The organism is Glaesserella sp. (genome assembly GCF_041817755.1).
In the GTDB taxonomy this organism is placed as follows: Bacteria; Pseudomonadota; Gammaproteobacteria; order Enterobacterales; family Pasteurellaceae; genus Glaesserella.
Map to the genome: position 1 here is coordinate 20,904 of NZ_JBGYBX010000015.1, position 26,654 is coordinate 47,557.

19 protein-coding genes and 1 pseudogene are annotated in these 26,654 nt (G+C 41.3%); 14 read left to right on the forward strand and 6 right to left on the reverse strand.

Annotated features, from left to right (window positions below; all coding sequences use genetic code 11):
• The first annotated feature begins 246 nt into the window (after positions 1–246).
• A complete protein-coding gene (locus ACEYKX_RS01485; protein WP_373768151.1) occupies positions 247–1,716 on the forward strand; it encodes a DASS family sodium-coupled anion symporter in 1,470 nt (489 codons plus the stop codon).
• 140 nt (positions 1,717–1,856) lie between these two features.
• On the opposite strand, the gene metF is transcribed toward ACEYKX_RS01485, so the two are convergent.
• The gene (gene metF, locus ACEYKX_RS01490) at positions 1,857–2,738 is read right to left on the reverse strand and encodes a methylenetetrahydrofolate reductase (protein WP_373768152.1); all 882 of its coding nucleotides are present in this window, start codon (positions 2,736–2,738) and stop codon (positions 1,857–1,859) included.
• A 423-nt stretch (positions 2,739–3,161) separates the two neighbouring features.
• Here metF and acnB point away from each other — a divergent pair, with 423 nt between their 5' ends.
• Together acnB and ACEYKX_RS01500 are read left to right on the forward strand one after the other, a co-directional pair.
• The gene (gene acnB / locus ACEYKX_RS01495; protein WP_373768153.1) at positions 3,162–5,765 is read left to right on the forward strand and encodes a bifunctional aconitate hydratase 2/2-methylisocitrate dehydratase; all 2,604 of its coding nucleotides are present in this window, start codon (positions 3,162–3,164) and stop codon (positions 5,763–5,765) included.
• Between the two features lie 96 nt (positions 5,766–5,861).
• Positions 5,862–7,142, forward strand: coding sequence for a citrate synthase (locus tag ACEYKX_RS01500; protein WP_373768154.1), 1,281 nt, complete (start codon positions 5,862–5,864; stop codon positions 7,140–7,142).
• 87 nt (positions 7,143–7,229) lie between these two features.
• Here ACEYKX_RS01500 and ACEYKX_RS01505 read toward each other — a convergent pair whose 3' ends face one another.
• The 5 genes and pseudogenes from ACEYKX_RS01505 to mazG all read right to left on the reverse strand — a co-directional run bounded on the left by ACEYKX_RS01505 (position 7,230) and on the right by mazG (position 13,208).
• Positions 7,230–7,997 carry a Nif3-like dinuclear metal center hexameric protein gene (locus tag ACEYKX_RS01505; RefSeq protein ID WP_373768155.1) on the reverse strand — a complete coding sequence of 256 codons (768 nt, stop codon included), beginning with the start codon at positions 7,995–7,997 and terminating at the stop codon, positions 7,230–7,232.
• An 84-nt stretch (positions 7,998–8,081) separates the two neighbouring features.
• Positions 8,082–9,998 carry a MacB family efflux pump subunit gene (locus ACEYKX_RS01510; protein WP_373768180.1) on the reverse strand — a complete coding sequence of 639 codons (1,917 nt, stop codon included), beginning with the start codon at positions 9,996–9,998 and terminating at the stop codon, positions 8,082–8,084.
• 147 nt (positions 9,999–10,145) lie between these two features.
• Complete coding sequence (cpxA, locus tag ACEYKX_RS01515) at positions 10,146–11,534, reverse strand: envelope stress sensor histidine kinase CpxA (protein WP_373768156.1); 1,389 nt, start codon at positions 11,532–11,534, stop codon at positions 10,146–10,148.
• A gap of 68 nt (positions 11,535–11,602) precedes the next feature.
• A complete protein-coding gene (locus tag ACEYKX_RS01520; RefSeq protein ID WP_373768157.1) occupies positions 11,603–12,322 on the reverse strand; it encodes a response regulator in 720 nt (239 codons plus the stop codon).
• Positions 12,323–12,420: 98 nt separating this feature from the next.
• Positions 12,421–13,208 (reverse strand): annotated as a pseudogene (gene mazG, locus ACEYKX_RS01525) (nucleoside triphosphate pyrophosphohydrolase).
• Positions 13,209–13,350: 142 nt separating this feature from the next.
• On the opposite strand from mazG, the gene pepP reads away from it, so the two are divergent.
• From pepP to ACEYKX_RS01580, 11 genes are all read left to right on the forward strand, one after another.
• On the forward strand, positions 13,351–14,667 hold the full coding sequence (pepP, locus tag ACEYKX_RS01530) for a Xaa-Pro aminopeptidase (RefSeq protein WP_373768158.1): 1,317 nt from the start codon (positions 13,351–13,353) through the stop codon (positions 14,665–14,667).
• Positions 14,668–14,918: 251 nt separating this feature from the next.
• Positions 14,919–16,001: a 3-phosphoserine/phosphohydroxythreonine transaminase gene (gene serC / locus ACEYKX_RS01535; RefSeq protein WP_373768159.1), complete on the forward strand. Its 1,083-nt coding sequence runs from the start codon at positions 14,919–14,921 to the stop codon at positions 15,999–16,001.
• Complete coding sequence (locus ACEYKX_RS01540; protein ID WP_373768160.1) at positions 16,001–17,221, forward strand: DUF711 family protein; 1,221 nt, start codon at positions 16,001–16,003, stop codon at positions 17,219–17,221. The genes serC and ACEYKX_RS01540 overlap by 1 nt, the downstream gene beginning before the upstream one ends.
• An 18-nt stretch (positions 17,222–17,239) precedes the next feature.
• Positions 17,240–18,334, forward strand: coding sequence for a histidinol-phosphate transaminase (gene hisC, locus ACEYKX_RS01545; protein ID WP_373768161.1), 1,095 nt, complete (start codon positions 17,240–17,242; stop codon positions 18,332–18,334).
• A gap of 77 nt (positions 18,335–18,411) precedes the next feature.
• Positions 18,412–19,707, forward strand: coding sequence for a 3-phosphoshikimate 1-carboxyvinyltransferase (gene aroA / locus ACEYKX_RS01550; RefSeq protein WP_373768162.1), 1,296 nt, complete (start codon positions 18,412–18,414; stop codon positions 19,705–19,707).
• A 154-nt stretch (positions 19,708–19,861) separates the two neighbouring features.
• Positions 19,862–20,284, forward strand: coding sequence for a universal stress protein UspA (uspA, locus tag ACEYKX_RS01555; protein WP_373768163.1), 423 nt, complete (start codon positions 19,862–19,864; stop codon positions 20,282–20,284).
• 205 nt (positions 20,285–20,489) lie between these two features.
• Positions 20,490–23,114, forward strand: a complete 2,625-nt coding sequence (alaS, locus tag ACEYKX_RS01560) for an alanine--tRNA ligase (RefSeq protein ID WP_373768164.1) — start codon at positions 20,490–20,492, stop codon at positions 23,112–23,114.
• Positions 23,115–23,189: 75 nt separating this feature from the next.
• Complete coding sequence (gene csrA / locus ACEYKX_RS01565; protein WP_373768165.1) at positions 23,190–23,378, forward strand: carbon storage regulator CsrA; 189 nt, start codon at positions 23,190–23,192, stop codon at positions 23,376–23,378.
• A 49-nt stretch (positions 23,379–23,427) separates the two neighbouring features.
• Positions 23,428–24,792 carry a phosphomannomutase CpsG gene (locus tag ACEYKX_RS01570; protein ID WP_373768166.1) on the forward strand — a complete coding sequence of 455 codons (1,365 nt, stop codon included), beginning with the start codon at positions 23,428–23,430 and terminating at the stop codon, positions 24,790–24,792.
• Positions 24,793–24,876: 84 nt separating this feature from the next.
• Complete coding sequence (gene galU / locus ACEYKX_RS01575) at positions 24,877–25,764, forward strand: UTP--glucose-1-phosphate uridylyltransferase GalU (protein WP_373768167.1); 888 nt, start codon at positions 24,877–24,879, stop codon at positions 25,762–25,764.
• An 80-nt stretch (positions 25,765–25,844) separates the two neighbouring features.
• On the forward strand, positions 25,845–26,654 hold an 810-nt coding region (locus ACEYKX_RS01580; protein WP_373780368.1), incomplete at its 3' end, for a trypsin-like peptidase domain-containing protein.

Sequence of the window (26,654 nt, forward strand, 5' to 3'; positions counted from 1 at the left end):
ATCCGCCTCCGAAATATCGGTTGAATCTCTTACCGATTCGGGGCGGATTTTTTATGGGAATAGGTTTATCAAACTATCAAGTATCCATTGTCACATCAATGCTAAAAATGCTAAATAAATTAGCAAATACACTGGCATCATATTGCTCCTTTATTTAATATGGTAAATACGTTGGATAATCCGACGGTTTCCCCCCCATCTGAAGTTATTCGTTGCATATTCATTTTTTGATGCCAAGGAGCAAATATGAATAGAAAACTCGGTTTTAAACCTCTTCCTACCTTCATTGCCATTGCCATTACTGCGGTCATTTGGATGATTCCTCCTTCAGAGGGATTATCTGCGCAAGGCTGGCATTTACTGGCAATATTTGTCGGGATCATTGCCGCCATCATCGGAAAAGCCATGCCGATAGGGGCATTATCGGTGATTGCCGTCATGATTGTCGCCGTATCGGGGATCACCTCGGAAAAACCCGGTGAAGCCATGAATCATGCGTTGTCGTCTTATTCCAATCCATTGATTTGGTTGATTGGGGTGGCGATCATGATTTCACGAGGTTTATTGAAAACCGGATTAGGCGCCCGTATTGGTTATTGGTTTATTGCCTTATTCGGCAAAAAAACGATTGGGATCGCTTATAGCTTAAGTCTGTCCGAACTGCTACTTGCTCCGGTGACACCGAGCAATACGGCAAGAGGAGGCGGTATTATTCATCCGATTATGAAAGCGATTGCAGGCAGTTACCATTCCACGCCCGAACAAAATACCCAACATCGGATCGGCAAATATTTGGCGTTAGTGAATTATCATGCTAACCCGATCAGCTCGGCAATGTTCATTACCGCAACGGCACCGAATCCGATGGTCGTCAATCTGATTGCGGAAACGGTAGGAAGTGATTTTCGCTTAACTTGGGGTGCATGGGCAATTGCAATGTTGTTACCCGGCTTGGTAGCCTTTGCCGTTATGCCGTTAGTGCTGTATTGGCTTTACCCGCCGAAAATTAAAGAAACGCCGAATGCCGTGCAATTTGCCAATGACCGTTTGCAGGAATTGGGTAAAATGTCGTTCGATGAAAAAATCATGTTGGTTATTTTTGCCATTCTGCTGATTTTATGGGCGGATTTACCGGCGTTATTGTTGCAGGATAAAGCGCTATCCGTAAATGCGACGGCAACGGCATTTATCGGTTTGAGCTTGCTGTTGTTAAGCGGTGTACTGACATGGGACGACGTGTTAAAAGAAAAAAATGCATGGGATACAATCATTTGGTTTGGTGCCTTGATTATGATGGCAACGTATTTGAATAAGCTCGGTGTAATCAAATGGTTTTCGCTCACATTGGAAAGCGGAATCAGTGATCTTGGACTCAGCGGAATGGTGGCTGGGGCGCTATTGGTATTGGCATATCTATATGCGCATTACATGTTCGCCAGTACAACGGCACATATTACGGCTATGTTCGGCGCCTTTTTAGCCGCCGCCATTTCATTAGGAGCACCGCCGATGTTGGCTGCACTGATGATGGCTGCCGCCTCGAACATTATGATGACCTTAACCCATTATGCGACAGGAACATCACCGGTTATTTTCGGTTCGGGCTATACGACGTTAAGAGAGTGGTGGCAAGCCGGATTTGTGATGAGCGTCGTGAATGTTGTTATATTTGCCTTGGTCGGCGGTCTTTGGTGGAAAGTACTGGGCTACTGGTAAAAGGAATAACAAGCGGTCGGTTTCCTTGAAATTTTTGCAAAAAAAGCAACGAATCGAGCCGCTTGTAAAACCACAACATAAACAAAAGACACGCCGAAGCGTGTCTTTCTTTTTGATATTTGGTCGAAGTGAAGTGGCTTTTATTCCGGACGAATACCGAGCGTATGGCAAATCGCATAGCTGAGTTCCGAACGGTTCAAAGTATAAAGATGGAAATCTTTTACGCCTTCCTTCGATAAAATTTTCACCATATCCATCGCAATACTGGCGCCGACTAAATTGCGAGTGGTTTGATCATCTTCTAATCCTTGATACATTTTGGTCATCCAACTCGGGATTTTTACGTTAGTAATTTTGGCCATTTTTTCCAGTTGTTTGAAATTGGAAACCGGTAAAATACCCGGTACGATTTCAACATCGATACCGATCGCAGCACAACGATCACGGAAACGTAAATAGCTGTCAATGTCAAAGAAAAATTGCGTGATGGCTCGGTTTGCTCCCGCATCGATTTTTTGTTTGAGGTAGAGTAGATCGGACTGTGCCGATTTCGCTTCCGGATGGACTTCCGGGTAAGCGGCGACGGAAATATCGAAATCCGCCACTTCCTTTAACAATTTTACTAAATCTGAAGCGTAAAACGGTTTTTTGGTATATCCCGCCGGTTCGTCACCGCGTAACGCAACAATGTGACGAATACCGTTGTCCCAATAGTCCTTAGCAATTTGTCGTAACTCGTCCGACGTGGCATCAATGCCGGTTAAATGCGGTGCGGCAATCAGCCCGGTTTCTTGTTGAATACTTTTGACAATAGAATGAGTTCGGTCGCGCTCACCGGAATTGGCGCCGTAAGTCACCGACACAAATTTCGGTTTGAGGACTTTGAGGCGGTGGATTGAATCCCACAACAAGGTTTCCATTTTTTCATTTTTCGGCGGAAAAAATTCAAAAGAGACGTTAATTTTGCCGTTTAAGTCGGCAACACTTTGATTTAAAAGGTCTATTTCTTTTGCGTAACTCATTGAGAACCTCGATTGCGCATCATCTTAATGGTGGTTATATCCTTTCTAAGGAAAATTGTACGTCATTCTAGACGTTTAGACGGCTAAACTTTAAAGAAAGATATATATGATGTCAATTTTAATATTTTCATTTTTTATATGAATTAAATTAATACCATTCAATAAAATGTGAGTGTAAATGACACGTGATGCGGTTTGTCCTTTATGTATCCTTTTTACTTATTTGATAAAAATAATTCAGTTGCACAATAATCTGTCTAACGATATGTTGAATGTATTGTACGGTGCCATAAAAAAATGTGTGACATTGTTAACAAATTGTAAAAAATCATAACATTTTGACTTGTTGTTTTTGTTTCCTTTGTTATGATGATTTTGTTCTTATTTTTTATCTATTTTATTTTGAAGCGGAGATTCCTTATTATGTCTTTTCTAGCAGAATACCGTGCACTGGTTGAAGAACGTGCAAAACAAGGTATCGTTCCATTACCACTTAATGCAGAACAAACGGCACAACTTGTCGAACTGTTAAAATCCCCGGCAACGGATGATGCGGTCTTTTTACTTGAGTTATTTGAAAATCGAATTCCGGCCGGTGTAGATGAGGCGGCGTATGTAAAAGCGTCTTTCTTATCCGCATTGGTGAAAGGTGATGCCACATCCCCGCTAATTTCTGCACAACATGCCGTTAAATTATTGGGAACGATGCAAGGCGGTTATAATATTGATCCTCTTTTGAATGCATTAGATAACCCTGAATTAGCCCCTCTCGCTGTTGAAGCACTCTCTTATACCTTACTAATGTTTGATAATTTCCACGATGTTACCGAAAAAGCGAAAAGCGGAAATCCGTTTGCAAAACAGATTTTGCAATCTTGGGCTAATGCAGATTGGTTCTTATCACGTCCTAAACTGGCTGAAAAAATTACTTTGACCGTATTTAAAGTGACCGGTGAAACCAATACCGATGATTTATCGCCTGCGCAAGATGCGTGGTCTCGACCGGACATCCCTTTACACGCACTGGCCATGTTAAAAAATGAGCGTGATGGAATTGTACCGGATCAACCCGGCGTCATTGGACCGATGAAACAAATTGAAACATTGAAAGAAAAAGGCTTCCCGCTAGTTTATGTCGGTGATGTTGTAGGAACCGGTTCTTCACGTAAATCCGCAACGAACTCTGTGCTTTGGCTGATGGGTGAAGATATTCCATATATTCCGAATAAGCGTGCAGGCGGTGTAGTTCTAGGCGGTAAAATTGCTCCGATTTTTTTTAATACTATGGAAGATGCCGGTTCATTACCGATTGAAGTGGATGTCAGTAAGCTGAATATGGGAGATGTGATTGATTTATACCCGTATGCCGGAAAAATCTGTAAGCATGACAGTGATGAAATATTAGCTGAATTTAGTTTAAAAACCGACGTTTTACTTGATGAAGTCCGTGCGGGCGGTCGAATTCCGCTAATTATCGGTCGTGGTCTGACCCACAAAGCACGTGTCGAATTAGGCTTACCTGAAAGTGAGGTATTTGTTAAACCACAAAGTACGGTATCGGATACGAAAGGTTATACATTGGCGCAGAAAATGGTGGGTAGAGCGTGCGGAGTTGAGGGAATCCGTGCGGGCCAATATTGTGAACCTCGAATGACCAGCGTTGGTTCTCAAGATACAACCGGTCCAATGACGCGCGATGAATTGAAAGATTTAGCCTGTTTGGGTTTTTCGGCAGATCTTGTGATGCAATCATTCTGCCACACGGCAGCATATCCGAAACCGGTTGATGTGATAACACACCATACGTTACCTGATTTTATTATGAATCGTGGCGGTGTTTCGCTTCGTCCGGGGGATGGCGTTATTCACTCATGGTTAAACCGTATGCTGTTACCGGACACGGTAGGTACCGGCGGTGATTCCCACACACGCTTCCCGATTGGTATTTCTTTCCCTGCCGGCTCTGGTTTGGTGGCGTTTGCCGCCGCAACGGGTGTTATGCCGTTGGATATGCCGGAATCCGTATTGGTTCGCTTTAAAGGTGAATTACAACCGGGTATTACGTTACGTGATCTTGTTCACGCCATTCCTTATTATGCGATTCAACAAGGGCTGTTAACCGTGGAAAAGGCTGGTAAGAAAAATATTTTTTCCGGTAAGATTTTAGAAATTGAAGGGTTAGAGCACCTTAAAGTCGAGCAAGCGTTTGAACTTTCCGATGCCTCTGCTGAGCGTTCTGCTGCGGCATGTACTATCAAATTGGATAAAGAACCTATTATTGAGTACTTAAAGTCTAATATCGTTTTGCTGAAATGGATGATTACGGAAGGTTACGGTGATGTACGAACTTTAGAACGCCGTATCAAAGGAATGGAAGCTTGGCTTGAAAATCCGCAGTTATTAGAAGCAGATCCGGATGCGGAATATGCAGCAGTTATCGATATTGATCTAAATGAAATTAAAGAACCGATTGTATGCGCACCAAATGATCCGGATGATGCGAGAAAACTATCGGAGGTTCAAGGAGCCAAAGTGGATGAGGTGTTCATTGGATCCTGTATGACCAATATCGGTCACTTCCGTGCTGCCGGTAAATTGCTCAATCAAAGTCAAGGTATGATACCAACCCGCTTATGGGTTGTACCACCGACCAGAATGGATGCTGCATTATTGACGGAAGAAGGATATTACAGTATTTATGGTAAAAGCGGTGCTCGGGTTGAAATTCCGGGCTGTTCACTCTGTATGGGTAACCAAGCCCGCGTAGCTGACGGCGCTACCGTCATTTCAACTTCAACACGTAATTTCCCTAACCGTATGGGTAAAGATGCGTTTGTATATTTGGCTTCTGCGGAACTTTCGGCTGTTTGTGCTCTATTAGGTCGAATTCCGAGCCCGGAAGAATATCAGACTTATGTACAAAGTTTGGAAAACGACAAGGATGATACCTACCGCTATATGAACTTTAATGAAATTAACAGCTATATGGAGAAAGCCGACAATTTGATATTTAAAACTATGGTTTAATCATACCGACATACCTAAATCGCCCCGATAGGGATACATAAAAATTGCCTTAGGTTGTTTGAACTACCTAGGGAAAATACAGAAGGAAAAATTTATATGCCAAAACTACATCCAACATTAACAGCAGAACTACATTTAAGCGATGGTCGTAAGCTTCCATTACCGGTATACCAAAGTAACTTAGGTTATGATGCAATCGGTGTGGAAGCATTGCAAAAAGAAAAATTATTTACTTACGATCAAGGCTTAACTTCGACGGCGTTATGTGAATCAAGTATTACGTATATTGATGGCGATAAAGGTATTTTACTACATAGAGGCTATCCGATTGATGAATTAGCCTTGAAAAAAACGTACTTAGATACAGCATATTTACTTCTTGAAGGGGAGCTACCGACGCCGGAGCAACGTGCCGAATTTAAAAAAGAAATTACTGCGCACTATATGGTAAACGAGCAATTTACTCGTTTATTTCAAGGCTTCCGTCGGGATTCTCATCCAATGGCAATCATGGCGGCGGCAAGTAGTGCATTAGCGGCATTCTACAATGATTTGGACAGTGATGATAAAGCACATCGCGATAAAACGGCAATCCGTTTATTGGCTAAAATGCCGACACTGGCAGCAATGTGTTATAAATACAATGTCGGTCGCCCGTTTATGTATCCGCAAAATAATCTTACTTATGCGGGTAATTTCTTATATATGATGTTTGCAACTCCTTGTGAGCCTTATGTGGTTAATCCGGTATTTGAACGGGCGATGGATAGAATTTTCACGCTCCATGCGGATCATGAACAAAATGCCTCCACCTCTGCGGTACGTGGTGTAGCATCTTCCGGTCCGAATCCATTTGCTTGCATTGCTGCTGGAATTGCATCCCTGTGGGGACCGGCACACGGTGGTGCAAATGAAGCTTGCATTAAAATGTTACAGGAAATCGGTACGGTTGAACGTATTCCCGAATTTATTGCACGAGCGAAAGATAAAAATGACCCATTCCGTTTGATGGGCTTTGGGCACCGCGTTTATAAAAACTACGATCCGCGAGCAAAAGTCATGCGCGAAACTTGCCACGAAGTGCTAAAAGAATTAGGAGTAAATACGCCGTTATTGGAAGTGGCTATGGAGTTAGAACGCATTGCATTAAATGACTCGTATTTTGTTGAACGTAAGCTTTATCCGAATGTCGATTTTTATTCTGGTATTATTTTACAGGCAATCGGTATCCCGACTTCCATGTTTACGGTTATTTTTGCATTGGCTCGTACGGTAGGTTGGATAGCAAACTGGAAAGAAATGTACGAAGAAAGTTTGAAAATCGTTCGACCAAGACAAATTTATACCGGTCAAACATTGAGACATATTGAAGACTAACTGTCTTAATACAGTAAATGAACACGCCGTTATGGTGATTAAGAAGGAATAGTATTCGCTATTCCTTTTTTTGCTCTGTGAATCAGCCTAAGCCGGATTATCAATATCAATAAATTCAACGTCTAACCCATATTCTGCCGCAAGCCATTCACCTAATGCTTTAATGCCGTCCCGCTCGCTAGCGTGATGTCCGCAAGCAAAATAATAGATCCCTTGTTCACGAGCCGAATGGGTGGTTTGTTCCGAGATTTCACCGCTGATAAAAGCATCGCATCCCCGTTCAAATGCCATATCGATAAAACCTTGCCCACCGCCGGAACAGATACCTACCTTTTTGATGTCTTTTTGAGGGAAATCACCAACAAACTCATCACATAAAATAACGTGGCGTTGTAACGATTTTTCAAGGCGTTGCTTCAGTTCATCTGCCGAAATAGGTTGGTCGAATTCTGCGACGGCAGGGACGGAATTCGGCTTATCTTCTAATCCTTGGAAACGGACGGCGCCAATATGTTTGGCGAGTTGTGCGTTATTGCCTAATTCAGGGTGAATATCAAGCGGCAAATGATAGGCGTATAAATTAATGTCATTAGTCAGTAATTGCTTGATACGCTTGCCTTTCATACCACGAATACAAGGGTCTTCACTTTTCCAAAAGTAACCGTGGTGTACTAAAACGGCATCGGCATTTTTCGCAATCGCTTGTTCAATCAACGGTAATGTGGCCGTGACACCGGTGATAATTTTACGGATTGTTCGACATCCTTCCACCTGTAAGCCGTTAGGGGCATAATCGGTAATGGCATCGGCATTTAATTTTTCATTTAAAATACGTTCGAGCGCTAAGTTGTTCATACATTTTCCTTTCGATACAAGCGGTCGGTTAAGCAATGAAATTTGCAAATTTTAGGGTTGATCGAACCGCTTGTGAATGATTTCTTATTCCTGAGCCAGGGCGGTAATCGGATTTAAGCGTGAGGCGTTTCGGGCCGGGATAAAACCGAATACTACACCAATCAGGGTAGAGCATAATACCGCAATCACGACCGATAAAGTAGAAAATACCATTTTAAAATCCGTTCCCCAATAATTAAAACTTAAAATAATCGCTGTAGCAAACAGGATGCCGATAATGCCGCCAAGTAAGCAAATTAACACGGCTTCAATTAAAAACTGTTGCAAAATATTATATTGTTTTGCGCCGATAGCCATTCGAACACCGATTTCTTTGGTACGTTCCGTGACTGAAACCAGCATAATATTCATCACACCGATACCGCCGACAATCAATGAAATTAACGCGATAGACGAGATGAGTAGCGTCATCGTGTTTGTGGTACTTTCAATGGTTTGTTTAATCGTATCGGTATTCATGACAAAAAAATCTTTTTTACCATGGCGCGCCGTGAGCAGTTCCGTTAAGCTTTTTTCGGCTGTTTGGCTTTCTATGTCATTTTTTATTTTCACGGTAATCGAATCGATTTTTTTCTCTCCGGAAATCCGCTGCATAAGGGTAGTATAGGGTGTCCATAAATTCAGATTTGATTGCATGGTGTTTTGTTGTTCGGCAATACCGATAATTTCTAACGGCTTTTTATCCACCAAAATAACTTCACCGATCGGGTTATCCGACCCCAATTCTTGTTTTGTTTTCGGATCAATCACCACGACTTGGGCGGCATGTTGTACTTCTTTTGCGGTAAATAAGCGTCCGGAAAGCAATTTAACGCCTCGTACGTCAAAGTACTGTTCACCGACACCGCTAATCTGCCCGGTGACGGCAGTATTGCCGAAAATAATCGTCCCGCTGTGAGAGCTGTTAGGCGTTGCACTTTCGACATAATTTTGTTGGGAAAGCGTGTTAACATCGGCAATGGTCAAATTCTTCGTTAAATTGGCTCGGCGGTCTCCAAAACCGGTACCGTTATAAATACTCATGGTATTTGTGCCTAAATTATTGATTCTGGAAAGAATTTGTTCCTGAGAACCTTTTCCTAACGCCACAACGGAAATAACGGAGGCAATGCCGATGATAATCCCCAGCATAGTTAACAACGCACGTAGCTTATGCGCCATGATGGCGCTGGTTGCCATTTTAAAAGACTCATAAAGTTGATCCCAAAGCCGTGGCTTTTTGCTTTCCTGTTGTGGCGCTCCCTTTTTTTCCGGCAATGGTTGCTGCCGTTCATCACGAATAATCGCCCCGTCTTTGATTTCAATAATACGCTGTGCATGGGCAGCAATTTTTGGATCATGCGTAACCAAAATCAGTGTATGACCTTCCCGGTGCAACGCTTGTAAAATCGATAATACCGTTTCACCACTGTGAGAATCCAAGGCGCCGGTCGGCTCATCCGCTAAAATAATTTCCCCGCCGTTCATCAATGCCCGTGCAATACTGACGCGTTGCTGTTGTCCGCCGGACAGTTGATTCGGTTTATGCTGCGTTTTATCTCCCAAGCCTAATTTTTCAAGTAATGTTTGGGCTCTTGCCAAGCGGCTGGTACTTTCGATACCCGCATAAATAGCCGGTAAAGCCACATTTTCAACGGCGGTGAGAGTCGGAAGCAGGTTATAGCGCTGGAAAATAAAGCCGAATTTACGTTGACGAAGATCCGAGAGTTGATCGGCTGACAAGCTTTGTGTTTCTTTCCCATCAATTTTATACGAGCCTGAGCTGGCGGTATCCAAGCAACCGAGAATGTTCATTAATGTCGATTTCCCCGAACCGGAGGCTCCCATAATGGCAACGAAATCACCTTGTTCAATCGTCAAATTGATTTGTTTTAGGATGTGTGCGGGAGAGTCGGGATTTCCGACATATTTATTCAGATTTGAAATTTCAATCAAGTTCATCATATTTCGACAAGCAGTAAGAGGTACCATAAATGACTTATGGCGGAATTTATCGGAATAGACAGCAAATAATGCAAAAAGGTGCCTAAAATTTAAAAACGGTCACTTGCAAAACAATGACACAAAATGACCGCTTGTATTAACCGTTTATTCAAGCCATAACGGTAATTGTATTTTTATACGTAATCCGCCGATAGGACTTTTTTCAGCGGCAACGGTGCCTTGGTGCTGCTGAATGGCATTTGCTACAATCGCCAGTCCCAGACCGGTTCCTCCCGTTTGACGGGCTCTGTCTTCTCCGACACGATAGAACGGTTTAAAAATTTCATCATATTGATTTGACGGAATTCCTTCGCCGTCATCATCAATCAAAATAAATAATGTTGATTTTTCAATATAAATCATGATTCTAACGTTTTGTTTTGCGTATTTCTTCGCATTACGTAATACGTTTTCAACCGCACTGGATAGCAACGTAACATTACCGTTAATAAAGTATCCTTCCGGCGGCGTAACCTTTTGACTGATAAACAATTTTATCCCGCTTTCCTCAAACTCGAATTTCGCATCGCTAAGGACTTCTTCCCAAATACGGTTAATGGAAAAGACTTCGCGTTTTAAATGGTGATTCGCTTGTTTGCGGGAGAGTGCCAATAAATCGTGAATCATGGTATCCAGTTTCTCAATTTCACCTTCGATACGCGTTACTTCGGCGGATTCACCATAACGTCGTCTTAGAAGAGATAAAGCAAGTTGCATACGCGTTAGCGGCGTTTTAAGCTCATGAGACACATCGGATAATAAACGTTGTTGATAACTGGTTAAGCGCTGTAATGCCGTAATCATTTGATTGAAGCTTTTTCCTACTTGACGTAATTCATTGATTCCTTCGGTTTCCAGTTTAGGGTTTACCGTCAAGTTTCCTGTCGCCACGGAATTTGCGGTTAAGCGCAATGCTTTTACCGGTTTGGCAATACGATAAGACAACCAAAGTAATAGCGGTGTACTGACTATCAGTAGAATAAACAGCATAATGCCGGGAGAATCAAACAAATAGTTAATGAACTCTTTTTGCGGGTTTACTTGTTTGATGAAATATTGATAGTAACTACGGGTATTAGATTTCACCAAAAACGGGCCGTAAACTTCAATTGTTCCAAAGCGACGTTGTAACGGAGCGTAATGGTTACTCGCCCTAAAGGTAAAGGCTTGTAGCACGCTGCGCTTACTGTCGTCAATACCGACTAACCGATTAGTTGTCTTTTCCAACAATACCACGTCAAACCCGTTTGCCGTTGAAACCGTTAAATTTCGCCCGAACACTTCATCTAAATTATATTCTTGCTGGGTATAAAGGCTTTCATTTTGAAAAAAAGTACGATCAGAATCTTCAATCGGATTAAATGCACGCGCATCAAAGTTAGGTAGTGTAAGAGCAACGGCCAAAATAATGGCAATCGTGGTAATAAATGACGCAAAGATTTGATACGCCAAATAGTTGTGCAGATTTTTTATTTTATCAAATAGAGCAAACATAGACTTCGGAAGACAAACGAAAAAAGTCCCTCATCATATACTCATGAGGGACTTCTAAATTAAGCTGATTATTTTTCCGTAACGAGTAAATATCCGCGACCGCGTAACGTTTTAAACCATGGTAAATCGTCATTACGTTCCGGTAATTTTTTACGTAAATTGGAAATATGCATATCTATTGCACGATCATACGGTGTTAACCGTTTACCTAAAATTTCAAGGCTTAGCAATTCACGTGACAGAATTTGTCCCGGATTACGCATTAAAATTTGCAATAAAGCAAATTCCGTTCCGGTTAAATCTAAATCCTTGCCTTCAAAAATTGCTTGTTGACGACCCGGGTGGAGTTCAACACCGCCGAACTGTAACAGTTTTCTGTCATCATCATAGTGTTCCGACATACCGTCAACACCGGTCACTTTCGTGACTGTCGTACGGCGTAAAATAGCTTTAATACGTGCAACGAGCTCGCGATCATTGAACGGTTTCGGCAAATAGTCATCCGCACCAAGCTCCAGACCCAGTACGCGATCGATCTCGTCATCCCTTGCACTCAACATTAATACAGGAGTCGTGTATTTCTGGCGAACTTGTTTAAGGGTTTCGATACCATTTAAAACGGGCATCATGACATCTAATAAAATTAATTCGTAGCTTTGTAACTCAAGTTCATCCAATGCTTCTTGACCGTTATGCACAGTATGAACATCAAAACCTTCAAGAGAAAGCAATTCTGCAAGAAGTTCCGTTAAATCTACATCATCATCAACAAGTAAGATTTTTGGCATAGCACAATTCCTGTTTCATTATGTCTGTTTATGATTATTACTTATCGTGTTTCTTTACACAAAGAGTAAATGTCGTCACTTTACCTAATTTTGTCAATTTATTCCATAGTTTTTATTTCATTCCAAAGAAAATCTAATTCACCGAGAGAACAATCACTCAGAGATTTCCCTTGCGCTTTCAATAATTTTTCAATTCCCTTGAAACGGTTTTCAAATTTTACATTGGCGTTGCGTAAAGCAGTTTCCGCATCTACGTGGTGATGGCGGCACAAGTTCACTGTGGCAAACAGGAGATCACCCAATTCTTCCGCCAATTTTTCCGGTTGATGAGGGGTGCGTTTGATCTCTTCGTGTACCTCTTGCAGTTCTTCTTCTACCTTCAAATAAACATGGTCGGGATTTTGCCAATCAAAGCCGACTTTCGCACAGCGCTTTTGTAATTTATTCGCCCGAGTGAGAGCGGGTAGTGCGAAAGGAATATCATCCAAAATAGAATCTTGCGATTTTCTTTTCGTTTCGTTTCGTTTGCTTTTTGTGCTTCCCAATTTTGTAACGCCTCCTCGCTGTTTTGTGCGGTTTTATCACCGAAAACATGCGGATGACGATAAATCAATTTATCATGAATATCCGTTAACACATCTTGAAAGGTAAACGATCCTTCCTCTTTTGCCAATTGGCTGAGAAATATCACTTGCAGCAATAAATCACCTAATTCTTCTCGTAACGCTCGTTTATCTTTAGTGTGAATGGCTTCGGCCACTTCATAAGTTTCTTCCAATAAGCACGGAACCATTGAATCAAATGTTTGTTTAATATCCCACGGACACCCTTTTTCCGGATTCCGCAATGCCGATACAACATTCAAAAACTGTTCGATAGTTATCATTCAACCACTCCTAAAGATGCTTATTGCAATATTGTTGCTCTCTCTACATAAATTGTCTATTCATTTTGTAAATTTATTTGAAATTCCTCACATTAATTCGTGTTAAAATGGTGAAAATTTTCTTTTTATAAAGGAGTTTTCCGTGGATTTAACTTACCTTCACACCTTACCGTCATCCGAATTTGTCCACCGACGGGAAGCTGTTTTCCGGCAAATGCAAGACAATTCATCTCTTATTGTTTTTACCGAATCGGAAAAACGTCGAAATCATGACAATACCTATCTGTTTCGTCCGGACAGCTATTTTTGGTATCTGACCGGCTTTGCCGAACCTCAATCCGTCCTATTACTCATTAAAAAAGCGCAACAGTGTGAAAGCGTTCTCTTTTTACGCAAACGGGATCCTCTGGCAGAAACGTGGAACGGTCGCCGTTTAGGCACCGAAAATGCACCAAAAGTTCTCAATATTGATGAAGCCTACGATATCGATGACATTCAATCCGTTTTTGCAAAAAAAACGGCGGATCTGACCGCTTGTTATTACGCGAAAGGTTTGCAGTCATGGGGAGACAAAATCGTGTTTGATACCTTTGACAGTATGACGATAAATCGTCAAAAAGTACCGACAACATTACTGGATTGGCAGCCTATGCTGTCCGAAATGCGCCTGTTTAAATCCGAACATGAAGTCGCATTGATTCAGCAAGCCTGTCATATTTCTGCGTTAGCGCATATCAGAGCGATGAAACAGACCCGACCAAACCGCTATGAAATGGAAATTGAAGGTGAAATTCAGCATGAGTTTTCCCGTTTCGGTTCACGTTTTGCCGCGTATAACCAAATTATTGCGAGCGGAGAGAATGCCTGTATTTTACATTACAACGAGAATGATCAAGTATTAAAAGACGGCGATTTACTGTTAATTGATGCTGGGGCAGAGTTTGCGATGTATGCGGGCGACATTACACGTACGATTCCGATTAACGGTAAATTCTCAATCGCACAGCGTGAAGTTTATGAAATCGTACTTGAAGCCTTAAAAGAAGCGACGAAACTGCTTGTACCGCAAAGCTCGATCAAACTGGCTAACGACAAAGCGGTGCGTATTATGACTGAAGGAATGGTGCGTTTAGGTATATTAAAAGGCAATGTGGATGAGTTAATTGAGAATAAAGCCTATCGACAATTTTATATGCACGGCTTAGGGCATTGGCTAGGCTTAGATGTCCACGATGTTGGCGACTATGGTAATGAACGAGATAGACCGCTCGAAATCGGTATGGTGCTTACCGTTGAACCGGGATTATATATCCCGAAAGATGCGGATGTGCCAGAGCAATATAAAGGCATTGGTATCCGAATTGAAGATAATCTCTTGATCACCGAATATGGTAATAAAAATCTCACGTCAGGTGTGCCGAAAGAGATTGGGGAGATTGAGGCGGTAATGGCAGGGTAATTTCACGCTCTCATTTAATGATGCTCAGCCAAATCTCCCCTAACCCCTCTTTGCTAAAGAGGGGAACTAACTCAAACGTAAATACGAGATCGAAGCTCTTTCAAAATCATATCTAAACTTTAGATGTTCTAATAATAAACCTCGATCTGCTCCCCTCTTTAGCAAAGAGGGGTTAGGGGAGATTTGACTGAGCTAATTATGAAGAAAATATGCTAGAATATTTCAAATTTTTAAAACAAGAGGCAAACACAATGACACAAGTTTATAATTTCAGTGCCGGTCCGGCGATGATGCCGACTGCCGTATTAGAAAAAGCACAAGCAGAATTGTTGAATTGGCAAAATCAACAGACTTCAGTAATGGAAGTCAGCCATCGTGGTAAATTGTTTATGGAAATGATCGCAGAATGTGAACAAGATTTCCGTAAGCTCTATAACATTCCTGAAAACTACAAAATTTTATTCCTACAAGGCGGTGCGAGAGGGCAGTTTGCGGCAATTCCGATGAACTTAATCGGCGAAAAAGGCAAAGCACTTTATTTAACCAGCGGACACTGGTCGGCGACTGCAGCAAAAGAAGCGTACAATTTCTGTGAAATTGATGAAATCAATATTTTAGAGCAGGGTGATGAACTCAAAGTGGGCAACCTTGATTTCAGCGAGATTGCAGAGCAGTACGACTATGTTCATTACTGCCCGAACGAAACCATCAGCGGTGTGGAAATTTTTGAGGAGCCGAAAGTAGGCAATGCGGTGTTAGTGGCGGATATGTCGTCTAACATTCTGGCTCGCCGTATTGACATCAGCAAATACGGTATCATTTATGCAGGCGCACAAAAGAACTTAGGACCTGCGGGGATCACTCTTGTGATTGTGCGTGAAGATTTGATTGGCAAGGCTCGTAAAGCAACGCCATCTATTTGGAATTACGAAACCCAAGCTAACAACGACTCCATGATCAACACCCCACCAACATTTGCTTGGTATCTCTGTTCATTGGTGTTTAAACATCTGCTTGAACTAGGCGGTTTAGCTGAAATTGAAAAACGCAATCAAGCCAAAGCGGAACTGCTTTATCGCTATCTTGATAACAGTAATTTCTATCGCAATACGGTCGCTAAAGCGAACCGCTCTTTAATGAATGTCACCTTTACCACTGGTAACGATGAACTCAATGCAAAATTTGTGGCGGAAGCGACCGCTTGCGGTTTACAAGCCTTAAAAGGTCACAAAGTGTTAGGCGGTATGCGTGCCTCCATCTATAACGCCATGCCGATTGAAGGCGTACAAGCGTTGATAGCGTTTATGCAGAAGTTTGAAGCGGAAAATAGTTAATGAATTATCAAGATAAATCATTATGTAGACTCCGTACTGTCACACTGTTTTTATCTTTAAAGAAAGATAAAAATACATGGGAAGCCACGCTACAAACGGCAAAACAGGAATTTGATTTACTTGTGCCTGCGCTTCAACAAAAAGGCTATACGGTTCAATCCATCAGAATTGTCTCCAACCCTTTTGGTGAGTATTTAGATCTCACTGATATGGAGACGGCAAAAGCTGATTTAGCTTATTTAAAACAGCTTTTATTGCAGTTAAATGATAGCGGATTACGTATTCGTTTTGCTATTGGTGAGGCCAAAACAGCTCGAGAAATTGAGATGTTACCGGAATTGATTGCAGACTATGGGGATTTATGTAACGCTTGTATCAATGTTGAGCCGGATCAAAATGGGTTTTTAGATAATAATTTGTTGATAGAAGCGGCTCAAACGGTGAAAAAAATTGCAAAAGTGACTGCTCGTGGGGAAGGCAATTTTAATTTTACGGTCAATTTCAACTGTAAACCTTTTATTCCTTATTTTCCTGCCGGCTATCATCGTAGCGAATTACCAAATAGTTTTGTGATTGGTTTTGAAACGCCGGATTTATTAGTTTCTGTGTTAAAAAATATTCCAAAAGCAGAGCATAATGTTTTCTTTGAGCAATGTTATCAAGCGATGTCTCAAGCATTGCAATATCATGTGGATCAGGTTTTAGAGGCAATTCAAAGCGTACAGAATAGTGTTCATTTCCAGTTTGCAGGTATTGATAGTTCTGCGGCACCCTCTAAAAATTGTGCCTCTATGACGGAAGTCTATGAATTACTTGGCGTACCTTTCTTTGGCGCTTCAGGAACGATAGAAGCCTCATCTCTACTCACGAAAGTATTTAAATCTGTCAAAAATGTACCGCTTGTCGGCTTTTCAGGTTTAATGCTAGCCGTTGTCGAAGATACAGGTCTGGCTCAAGGTACCGAGAAATCTCAATATGATATTCGTGCGTTACTGACATACAGTGCAGTTTGTGGTATCGGCTTAGATACAGTGCCTATTCCGGATAATACAACGGTTGAACAAATCGCTGCATTAATGCGTGATACGGGAACGATGGCATTTCGCTTAAATAAACCGTTGACTGTACGACTATTCCCTATTCCGCAACGCCAAGCAGGTGAAATGACCTATTTTGAAAGTGATGATTTATGTAATAGCCGTATTTTAGCGGTACTATAATCAAAAAAGGAAAGAATTATGCAATTTATCCATCTCGCCAATGAGGGCGTGAAAACCCTTGCCCCTTATCAAGCAGGTAAGCCGATTGAAGAACTTGAGCGTGAGCTTGGGATTTCAAATATTGTGAAACTGGCTTCTAATGAAAACCCGTTTGGTTTTCCCGAAAGTGCGAAACAAGCGATTTTAAGGCAGTTAAATGATTTAACTCGCTATCCTGATGCGAATGGTTTTGAGCTGAAAGCGACCATTGCGAAAAAGTTTGGGGTTCAGCCTGATCAAATTACGTTAGGAAATGGCTCAAATGATTTGCTTGAGCTGTTTGCCCATACGTTTGCCAGTGAAAAAGATGAAATTATCTATTCGCAATATGCCTTTATTGTCTATCCGCTTGTCACTAAAGCAATTAATGCGGTGGCGCGTGAAATTCCCGCAAAAAATTGGGGACATGATCTAGATGGCTTTTTAAGCGCCATTAATGACAAAACCAAGCTGATTTATATTGCCAATCCGAACAATCCGACCGGTAATTTTTTAACTGAAGCGGAAATAGCAGCATTTTTAGCGAAAGTACCGCAACATGTTTTGGTAGTGTTGGATGAAGCCTATACCGAATTTACCGATTCTGCAGAGCGGTTAGATTCTTTCGATTTAGTACAAAAACACCCGAATCTGATTGTTTCCCGTTCTTTATCAAAAGCTTACGGATTAGCCGGTTTGCGTATCGGTTATGCGGTTTCGCACCCTGAAATTGCGGATTTATTAAACCGCGTTCGTCAACCGTTCAACTGTAATGTTTTGGCATTAGCATCGGCAATTGCCGTCATGCAAGACGATGACTTTGTCGAAAAAGTCGCACAAAATAACCGCACGGAAATGAAACGCTATGAGACGTTTTGCCAACGGCACGGCTTTGAATATATTCCGTCAAAAGGTAATTTTATTACAATTGATTTCAAACGCCCGGCACAGCCGATTTATGAAGCATTATTGCGTGAAGGTGTGATTGTTCGACCGATTGCCGGTTACGGTATGCCGAATCATCTGCGCATCAGTATCGGTTTACCGGAAGAAAATGATCGTTTCTTTACCGCATTATTGAAAGTGTATCAATAAAACTCGTTTATCCGGCTATCGATCGCTGTTACAAGCGGTCGGTTACGCTTAAAAATTTGCAATTTTCGGAAAATACCATGGAAAAACTCATTCTACAGCCTATTGCCGCCGTCAGTGGCGAAATTAATGTTCCCGGTTCAAAAAGCTTGTCAAATCGTGCGTTATTGTTAGCGGCACTGGCTAAAGGTACTACCAAGCTCACCAATCTGTTGGATAGTGACGATATTCGTCATATGCTCAATGCATTAAAAGCATTAGGGGTTAAATATCAATTGTCCGATGATAAAACCGTCTGTGAGATTGAAGGGATTGGCGGTGCATTTCAGTGGCAAAACGGCTTGTCACTCTTTTTAGGCAATGCCGGCACGGCAATGCGTCCGTTAACCGCAGCATTATGTTTGAAAGGGCAGAGTGAAGCCGAAGTGATTTTGACGGGCGAACCGCGTATGAAAGAGCGCCCGATTAAACATTTGGTCGATGCATTACGCCAAGCGGGAGCCCATGTGCAATATCTCGAAAATGACGGTTATCCGCCGATTGCTATCCGTAATAGCGGTATTCACGGAGGAAAAATTCAAGTTGACGGATCCATTTCATCACAGTTTCTTACCGCATTGTTAATGGCGGCACCGCTTGCCGAAGGGGATATGGAAATTGACATTATCGGTGAATTGGTGTCAAAACCTTATATTGATATTACCTTGGCAATGATGAAAGATTTTGGCGTGACAGTGTCGCATCAAAATTATCAAACCTTCTTTGTTAAAGGTAATCAACAATATCTCTCTCCGAAAAAATATTTGGTGGAAGGTGATGCGTCATCTGCCTCTTATTTTCTTGCTGCCGGCGCAATTAAAGGGTGTGTGAAAGTGACCGGAATCGGTAAAAATTCGATTCAAGGAGACCGCTTGTTTGCCGATGTGTTAGACAAAATGGGTGCAAAAATTACTTGGGGCGATGATTTCATTCAAGCCGAAAAAGGGGAACTTCGCGGAATTGATATGGATATGAACCACATTCCCGATGCGGCGATGACGATTGCCACCACTGCATTATTTGCCGAAGGAGAAACGGTGATTCGCAATATTTATAACTGGCGGGTCAAAGAGACTGATAGATTAACGGCAATGGCAACGGAATTGCGTAAAGTCGGCGCAACCGTTGAAGAAGGTGAAGATTTTATCCGTATTCAACCGCTTCCGTTAGATCAATTTCAACATGCGGAAATTGAAACCTATAATGATCATCGTATGGCAATGTGTTTTGCCTTAATCGCGTTATCGAATACTCCGATTACGATCTTAGATCCGAAGTGTACCGCCAAAACGTTCCCAACCTTTTTTACTGCGTTTGAGCAAATAACTATCAGATAAATATAAAAAAACCTTTATGAGTTAAGCTGATAAAGGTTTTTTTATTTTTTAGGAAAATATTTTCAAATTTGAGAACTACATCAAATTTTCCGTGAATGGAGTGTGATAGTATTCTCGTTAGAAAATTTAAACACAACACAACAAGGAGTTTATTATGTACAAACACATTCTAGTTGCAGTTGATCTCTCGGAAGAAAGCTTGGTATTACTCCGTAAAGGAGCAAGTCTTGCAGAAAAATGTAATGCAAAACTTTCCGTTATTCATGTCGATGTGAATTTTTCCGACCTATATACCGGCTTGATTGATATCAATATGTCTTCAGTACAAGACTCTGTATCGGAAGAAACGGTAAAAGCCCTCGATGAATTAGCCGGAAAAGTACAATATCCTGTGACGGAACGTTTAAACGGTAGCGGTGATTTTAGCCAAGTTCTTGAAGAAGCCGTTGAAAAATATCAAGTTGACTTACTGGTAACCGGCCATCACCAAGATTTTTGGAGTAAGTTTATGTCGTCTACTCGTCAAGTCATGAATAATGTTTCTGTTGATATGTTGGTTGTCCCGCTTAACGAATAATAAATATCTATGATAGAAATAGGGAAATTTCACTCGTTTAAAACCGCCTGCACAACTTATTATTTGTGCAAGCGGTTTGTTTTTGGAATAAATTTGCCTATTTCTTATTTGATAACATAGCAATAAACGATAAAAAATGTGTAAAATAGGAAGGTTAAACATTTAACAATATTTTAACTCATTTTTCGTTTATAGAGTCATATTCATGAAAACAACTTCAGAAATCAGACAAGCCTTTTTGGAATTTTTCCAAAGTAAAGGGCACACGATTGTGCCGAGTAGCTCGCTTGTACCTGAAAATGATCCGACTCTGCTTTTTACCAATGCAGGGATGAACCAATTTAAAGATGTGTTCTTAGGATTAGATAAGCGTAGCTACAACAGAGCAACCAGCTCTCAACGCTGTGTACGAGCCGGCGGTAAACATAACGACCTTGAAAATGTCGGTTATACAGCGCGTCACCATACATTTTTTGAAATGTTGGGAAATTTTAGTTTTGGTGATTACTTTAAACCCGATGCGATTGCATTTGCGTGGGAATTTTTAACATCACCGCGGTGGTTAGCGCTACCAAAAGAGAAATTGTGGGTCACCGTCTATGAAACGGACGATGAAGCCTATGAGATTTGGAATAAAGAGATTGGTGTGCCTGCTGAGCGTATTGTGCGTATCGGTGATAATAAAGGCGCACCTTATGCGTCAGATAACTTTTGGCAAATGGGCGATACCGGTCCTTGCGGTCCTTGTACCGAGATTTTCTACGATCATGGTGATCATCTTTGGGGAGGACCTCCCGGCTCGCCGGAAGAAGACGGGGACCGTTTCATCGAAGTGTGGAACGTGGTCTTTATGCAGTTTAACCGTCAAGCAGATGGTACTTTAGAGAAATTACCTAAGCCGTCAGTAGATACGGGTATGGGTTTAGAGCGTATCAGTGCGGTGTTGCAACACGTTAATTCAAACTATGAAATTGATATTTTCCAAGCGTTAATTAAAGAAATTGCCTCTTTGTTAAATGTGGCGGATTTGAACAATAAATCGTTACGCGTAATTGCAGACCATATTCGTTCTTGTGCGTATTTGATTGCGGATGGTGTGATGCCGTCAAATGAAGGTCGTGGTTATGTGTTACGTCGTATTATTCGTCGTGCGGTACGTCACGGAAATATTCTCGGGGCGAAATCGGCATTCTTCTATCAATTAGTGCCAACGCTTGCGAAAGCAATGGGGCAGGCCGGTGAGATTTTGACGCAGAAACAAGCGCATATTCAAAAAGCGTTAAAAGCAGAAGAAGAGCAGTTCGCGCGTACCCTTGAGCGTGGTTTGGCGTTATTAGAAGATGCGTTAGCCAAAGTGGAGAATAAGGTTTTATCAGGTGAAGTGGCATTTAAACTTTACGATACTTACGGTTTCCCACTGGATTTAACGGCAGATGTTTGCCGTGAACGTGACATTACCATTGATGAAGCCGGCTTTGAGCGTGAAATGCAGGCTCAACGTGCAAGAGCGCAAGCAAGCAGTAATTTTGGTACAGATTACAATAATGTGATTAAAGTTGATGGCTCAACGGAGTTCAAAGGCTATGAAGTCACAGAATGTGAAGCGACTGTCGTTGCATTATTTAGCAATGGTAAAGCGGTTGAAGCTATTCAATCGGGTGAAAATGCAGTCGTTGTGTTAGATCGTACCGCTTTCTATGGAGAGTCGGGCGGTCAGGTTGGTGATAGCGGTGTGATTGCTTCAGATATTTGCAACTTTGAAGTCAATGATACGCAAAAATATGGTCAAGTCTTTGGGCATATTGGTCAATTAGCTTCAGGCACTTTATCAGTTGGTGATAAGGTGAAAGCGGAAGTGAATACGACACGTCGTCACGCTATTACGTTAAACCATAGTGCAACTCACTTATTACATTCGGCACTTCGTCAAGTGTTAGGTGATCACGTTGCACAAAAAGGTTCTCTTGTATCAGAAACTTCACTTCGTTTTGACTTTTCTCAAGGTGAAGCGATTTCAAAAGCTGACTTAGAAGAAATTGAGCGTATCATTAACCGTAAAATTCGTGACAATATCGTTGTGACGACAGACGTTATGGATTTAGATTCCGCCAAACAAAAAGGTGCAATGGCATTATTTGGTGAGAAATACGGCGATCAAGTGCGAGTTGTCGGAATGACAGCTTTTTCCATTGAACTTTGTGGCGGAACACATGTTAAACAGACAGGTGAAATCGGTTTGTTTAAATTTGTGTCTGAAGGTGCTGTTGCAGCAGGTATTCGCCGAGTTGAAGCCGTTACGGGAGAAAAAGCAATTGCGCTTTTACATCATCAACAGCATATTCTCAATCAAAGCGCGGAAGTATTGAAGTCAGATTCGGCATCTTTGGTTGAGAAAATTCAACTGTTACAAGAAAAACATAAAAAAGTAGAAAAAGAGCTTGAACAACTAAAAGCAAGACTTGCCTCTCAAACCGGCGGAGAATTAGCTAAACAAGCCCTGCAAATAAAAGGAACCAATATCATTATTCAACGTTTAGACGGCGTAGACGTCAAAGCATTGAGAACAATGGTTGATGATTTAAAAAATCAATTGGGTTCGGCTGTTATTGCATTCGCAGTTCAGTCTGAAGACAAAGTCAATTTAATTGTTGGTATTACAAAAGATTTAACTGATAATCTAAATGCGGGAGAACTTGTCGGACTAATGGCTCAAGCAGTCGGCGGTAAAGGTGGTGGGAGAGCGGATATGGCAATGGCTGGAGGAAGTCAACCACAACATATTCAACAAGCTCTTGATGTTGCAATGAATTGGATTCAAGCAAAACTCTAATAATAAAAAAACAAGTCGGCTGAAATGATTTCAGCTGACTATATATAAGAAAATCATAAATAAAAGGAGATGGTAATGCTTATTCTAACTCGAAAAATCGGGGAAAGTTTATTAATTGGTGATGATGTCGAAATTACGGTTCTCAGTATCAGAGGGAGCCAAGTAAAATTAGGTGTAAAAGCACCTAAGGAAATTTCCGTTCATCGTGAAGAAATATACCAACGTATTAAAGCTTTAGCAGAGGATGCAGAACAACAAAAATAAATAATTCGGAAGCTGTGAATTTCAAACTCAACAACATAAGGAAACTACTATGAGCAAACTAACTTGTTTTAAAGCTTACGATATTCGTGGTCAATTAGGTACGGAACTTAATGTCGATATTGCTTATCGCATCGGTCGTGCATTCGGACAATTCCTAAAACCGAAAAATATCGTAGTGGGTGGTGATGTTCGTTTAACCAGTAACGAACTGAAGAGTGCCGTCACAAACGGCTTATTGGATTCAGGGGTAGACGTCATCGACCTTGGTCAAACAGGTACTGAAGAAGTTTACTTCGCCACTTCTTTCCTAAAAGCTGATGGGGGTATTGAAGTCACAGCAAGCCATAACCCGATGGATTACAATGGGATGAAATTGGTTCGAGCGGGTTCTCGTCCGATCAGTGCGGATACCGGTTTAGCCGATATTCAACGTTTAGCGGAAGAAAATAATTTCCCACCGGTGGCAAAACGCGGAACTTATACGCAAAAAAGTGTCTTAGGTGATTATGTTGAGCATCTTTTATCTTATATCGATCTGAATAAGTTAACACCAAAAACATTGGTGATTAACTCAGGTAATGGTGCGGCAGGTAAAGTCATTGATGCCATTGAAGCTCAATTTAAAGCTCATAATGTGCCGGTTAAATTTGTCAAAGTGCATAATAATCCGGACGGTAATTTCCCTAACGGTATCCCTAATCCGATTCTTCATGAGAACCGTCAAGATTCGATTAATGCCGTACTTGCCAATAAAGCGGATATGGGAATAGCGTTTGACGGCGACTTTGACCGTTGCTTCTTATTTGATGAGAAGGGTGGCTTTATTGAAGGATACTATGTTGTCGGTTTGCTTTCTCAAGCGTTCTTAGAGAAAAACCCGGGAGCCAAAATTATTTACGATCCGCGTTTAATTTGGAATACAGAAGAGCTTGTTAAACAAGCCGGCGGTGAAGCCGTAATGTCTAAATCAGGTCACTCGTTTATTAAAGAAAAAATGCGTGAAGTGGACGGCATCTACGGTGGCGAAATGAGTGCGCATCACTATTTCCGTGACTTCTTCTATTGCGACAGCGGTATGATTCCTTGGTTGTTAACCTTAGAATTACTTTGTACGACAGGCAAAACATTAGGTGAGTTGGTTGGTTCCCGTTTAGACAAATTCCCGTCACCGGGTGAAATCAATAGTAAATTAACTGATGCAAAAGCGTCTATCGAACGTGTATTAAATGCCTATAAAGACAGTGCAAGATCAGTTGAAACACTGGATGGTATCAGTATTGAATTTGAAAATTGGCGTTTCAATTTAAGAAGTTCAAATACTGAACCGGTTGTTCGCTTAAACCTTGAGACGAAAGGCGATAAGCAATTAATGCAAGAAAAAACTGACGAAGTATTAGCCTTACTTCGCCAATAATTGCAAAACTTTTATAAAATCAGACCGCTTGCTGACTACAAAGTAGGCGGTTTCCTTTTATTCTTTTAATGTAAGGACTTCAAAATGAAAGTAATTATTCCTGTTGCCGGTCTTGGTACTCGTATGCTTCCTGCGACGAAAGCTATTCCGAAAGAGATGTTAACCATCGCAGATAAGCCATTGATTCAATATATCGTAAATGAATGTGTCGCAGCGGGGGTAAAAGAAATTGTGTTAGTCACACATTCATCAAAAAATGCTATCGAAAACCATTTTGATACTTCTTTTGAATTGGAAACCATGCTTGAAAAACGTGTTAAACGTCAGCTTTTGGATGAAGTACGTTCGATTGTACCAAAAGATGTGACTATTATGCATGTTCGCCAAGGGCAAGCAAAAGGGCTGGGACATGCGGTGTTATGCGGTAGAGCGTTAGTAGGAAACGAACCTTTTGCCGTGGTATTACCGGATGTATTGTTAGCGGATTTTACCGCCAACCAAAGGAAAGAAAATCTTTCCGCGATGATTAAACGTTTTAAAGAAACGGGTAACAGCCAAATCATGGTTGCACCAGTGGATAAATCTGAAGTGAGTAATTACGGTATTGTTGACTGCCAAGGCGTAGATCTTCAACCGGCAGGTACGGCAACTATTCAAAATATTGTTGAAAAACCAAAAGTTGAAGATGCACCATCTAACTTTGCCGTTGTCGGGCGTTATGTATTCTCCGCGGCGATTTGGGATTTACTGGAAAAAACACCGGTAGGTGTCGGTGATGAAATTCAGTTAACCGATGCTATCGATATGTTGATTGAAAAAGAAAATGTGGAAGCATTTCATATGACGGGAAAATCTTTCGATTGCGGAGATAAATTGGGTTATATGGAAGCGTTTGTAGAATATAGCCTGAACCATAATAAATGCGGGAATAAATTCAAAGATTATTTAAAAAATCTTGCAAAATCTCTATAATTACACCAATCAAAAATAGTAAAAAGACGCATATGCGTCTTTTTACTATCTTACCGGCTTACACATTAACATTTTAAAATATGATAAAGAAAATAGCACAAGCGGTTGGATTCGGGCTTTTTTGTGCCGGTCTAATCCTTTATGTTGCACCTAAGGTAAATCAAACACAAGGTAATATCCCTATCTTATCCAACGATATTATCAGTTATCATTCTGCGGTGAAAATCGCTTCCCCGGCAGTAGTCAATGTCTATAATCAGGCATTTGATGCAACCGCCTCTCAAACAAACAGTGAATTGCAGGTTAATAATTTAGGTTCGGGGGTTATTATGACCTCTACAGGATATATTTTAACCAACAAACATGTAATTCAAAATGCGGATCAAATTATTGTCGCATTGCAATCCGGTTCCATTTACAGTGCCGTATTAATCGGTTCCGATACATTAACCGATCTTGCCGTTCTTAAAATTCAAGCGGATAACTTACCGACTATTCCCCAAAATGAAAAACGAATCTCTCAAATCGGTGATGTCGTATTAGCAATCGGTAATCCGCTCAATTTAGGACAAAGTATTACGCAAGGCATTATCAGTGCTACCGGTCGAAATGCATTGTCTGAAATGGGACGACAAAATTTTATTCAAACCGATGCATCCATTAATAAAGGAAATTCGGGTGGCGCATTAGTGAATTCTGCCGGTGAGTTGATCGGTATTAATACGCTGAGCTTAGGAAAAAACAGCGATGAATTTGCCGAAGGGCTTAATTTTGCTATCCCAATCAGTTTGGCAAATAAAGTGATGAATAAAATTATTCAAGACGGTCGCGTAATCCGTGGTTATTTTGGGGTAAACAGCTCTTTGTTTTATTCCGCCAAACAACTCGGC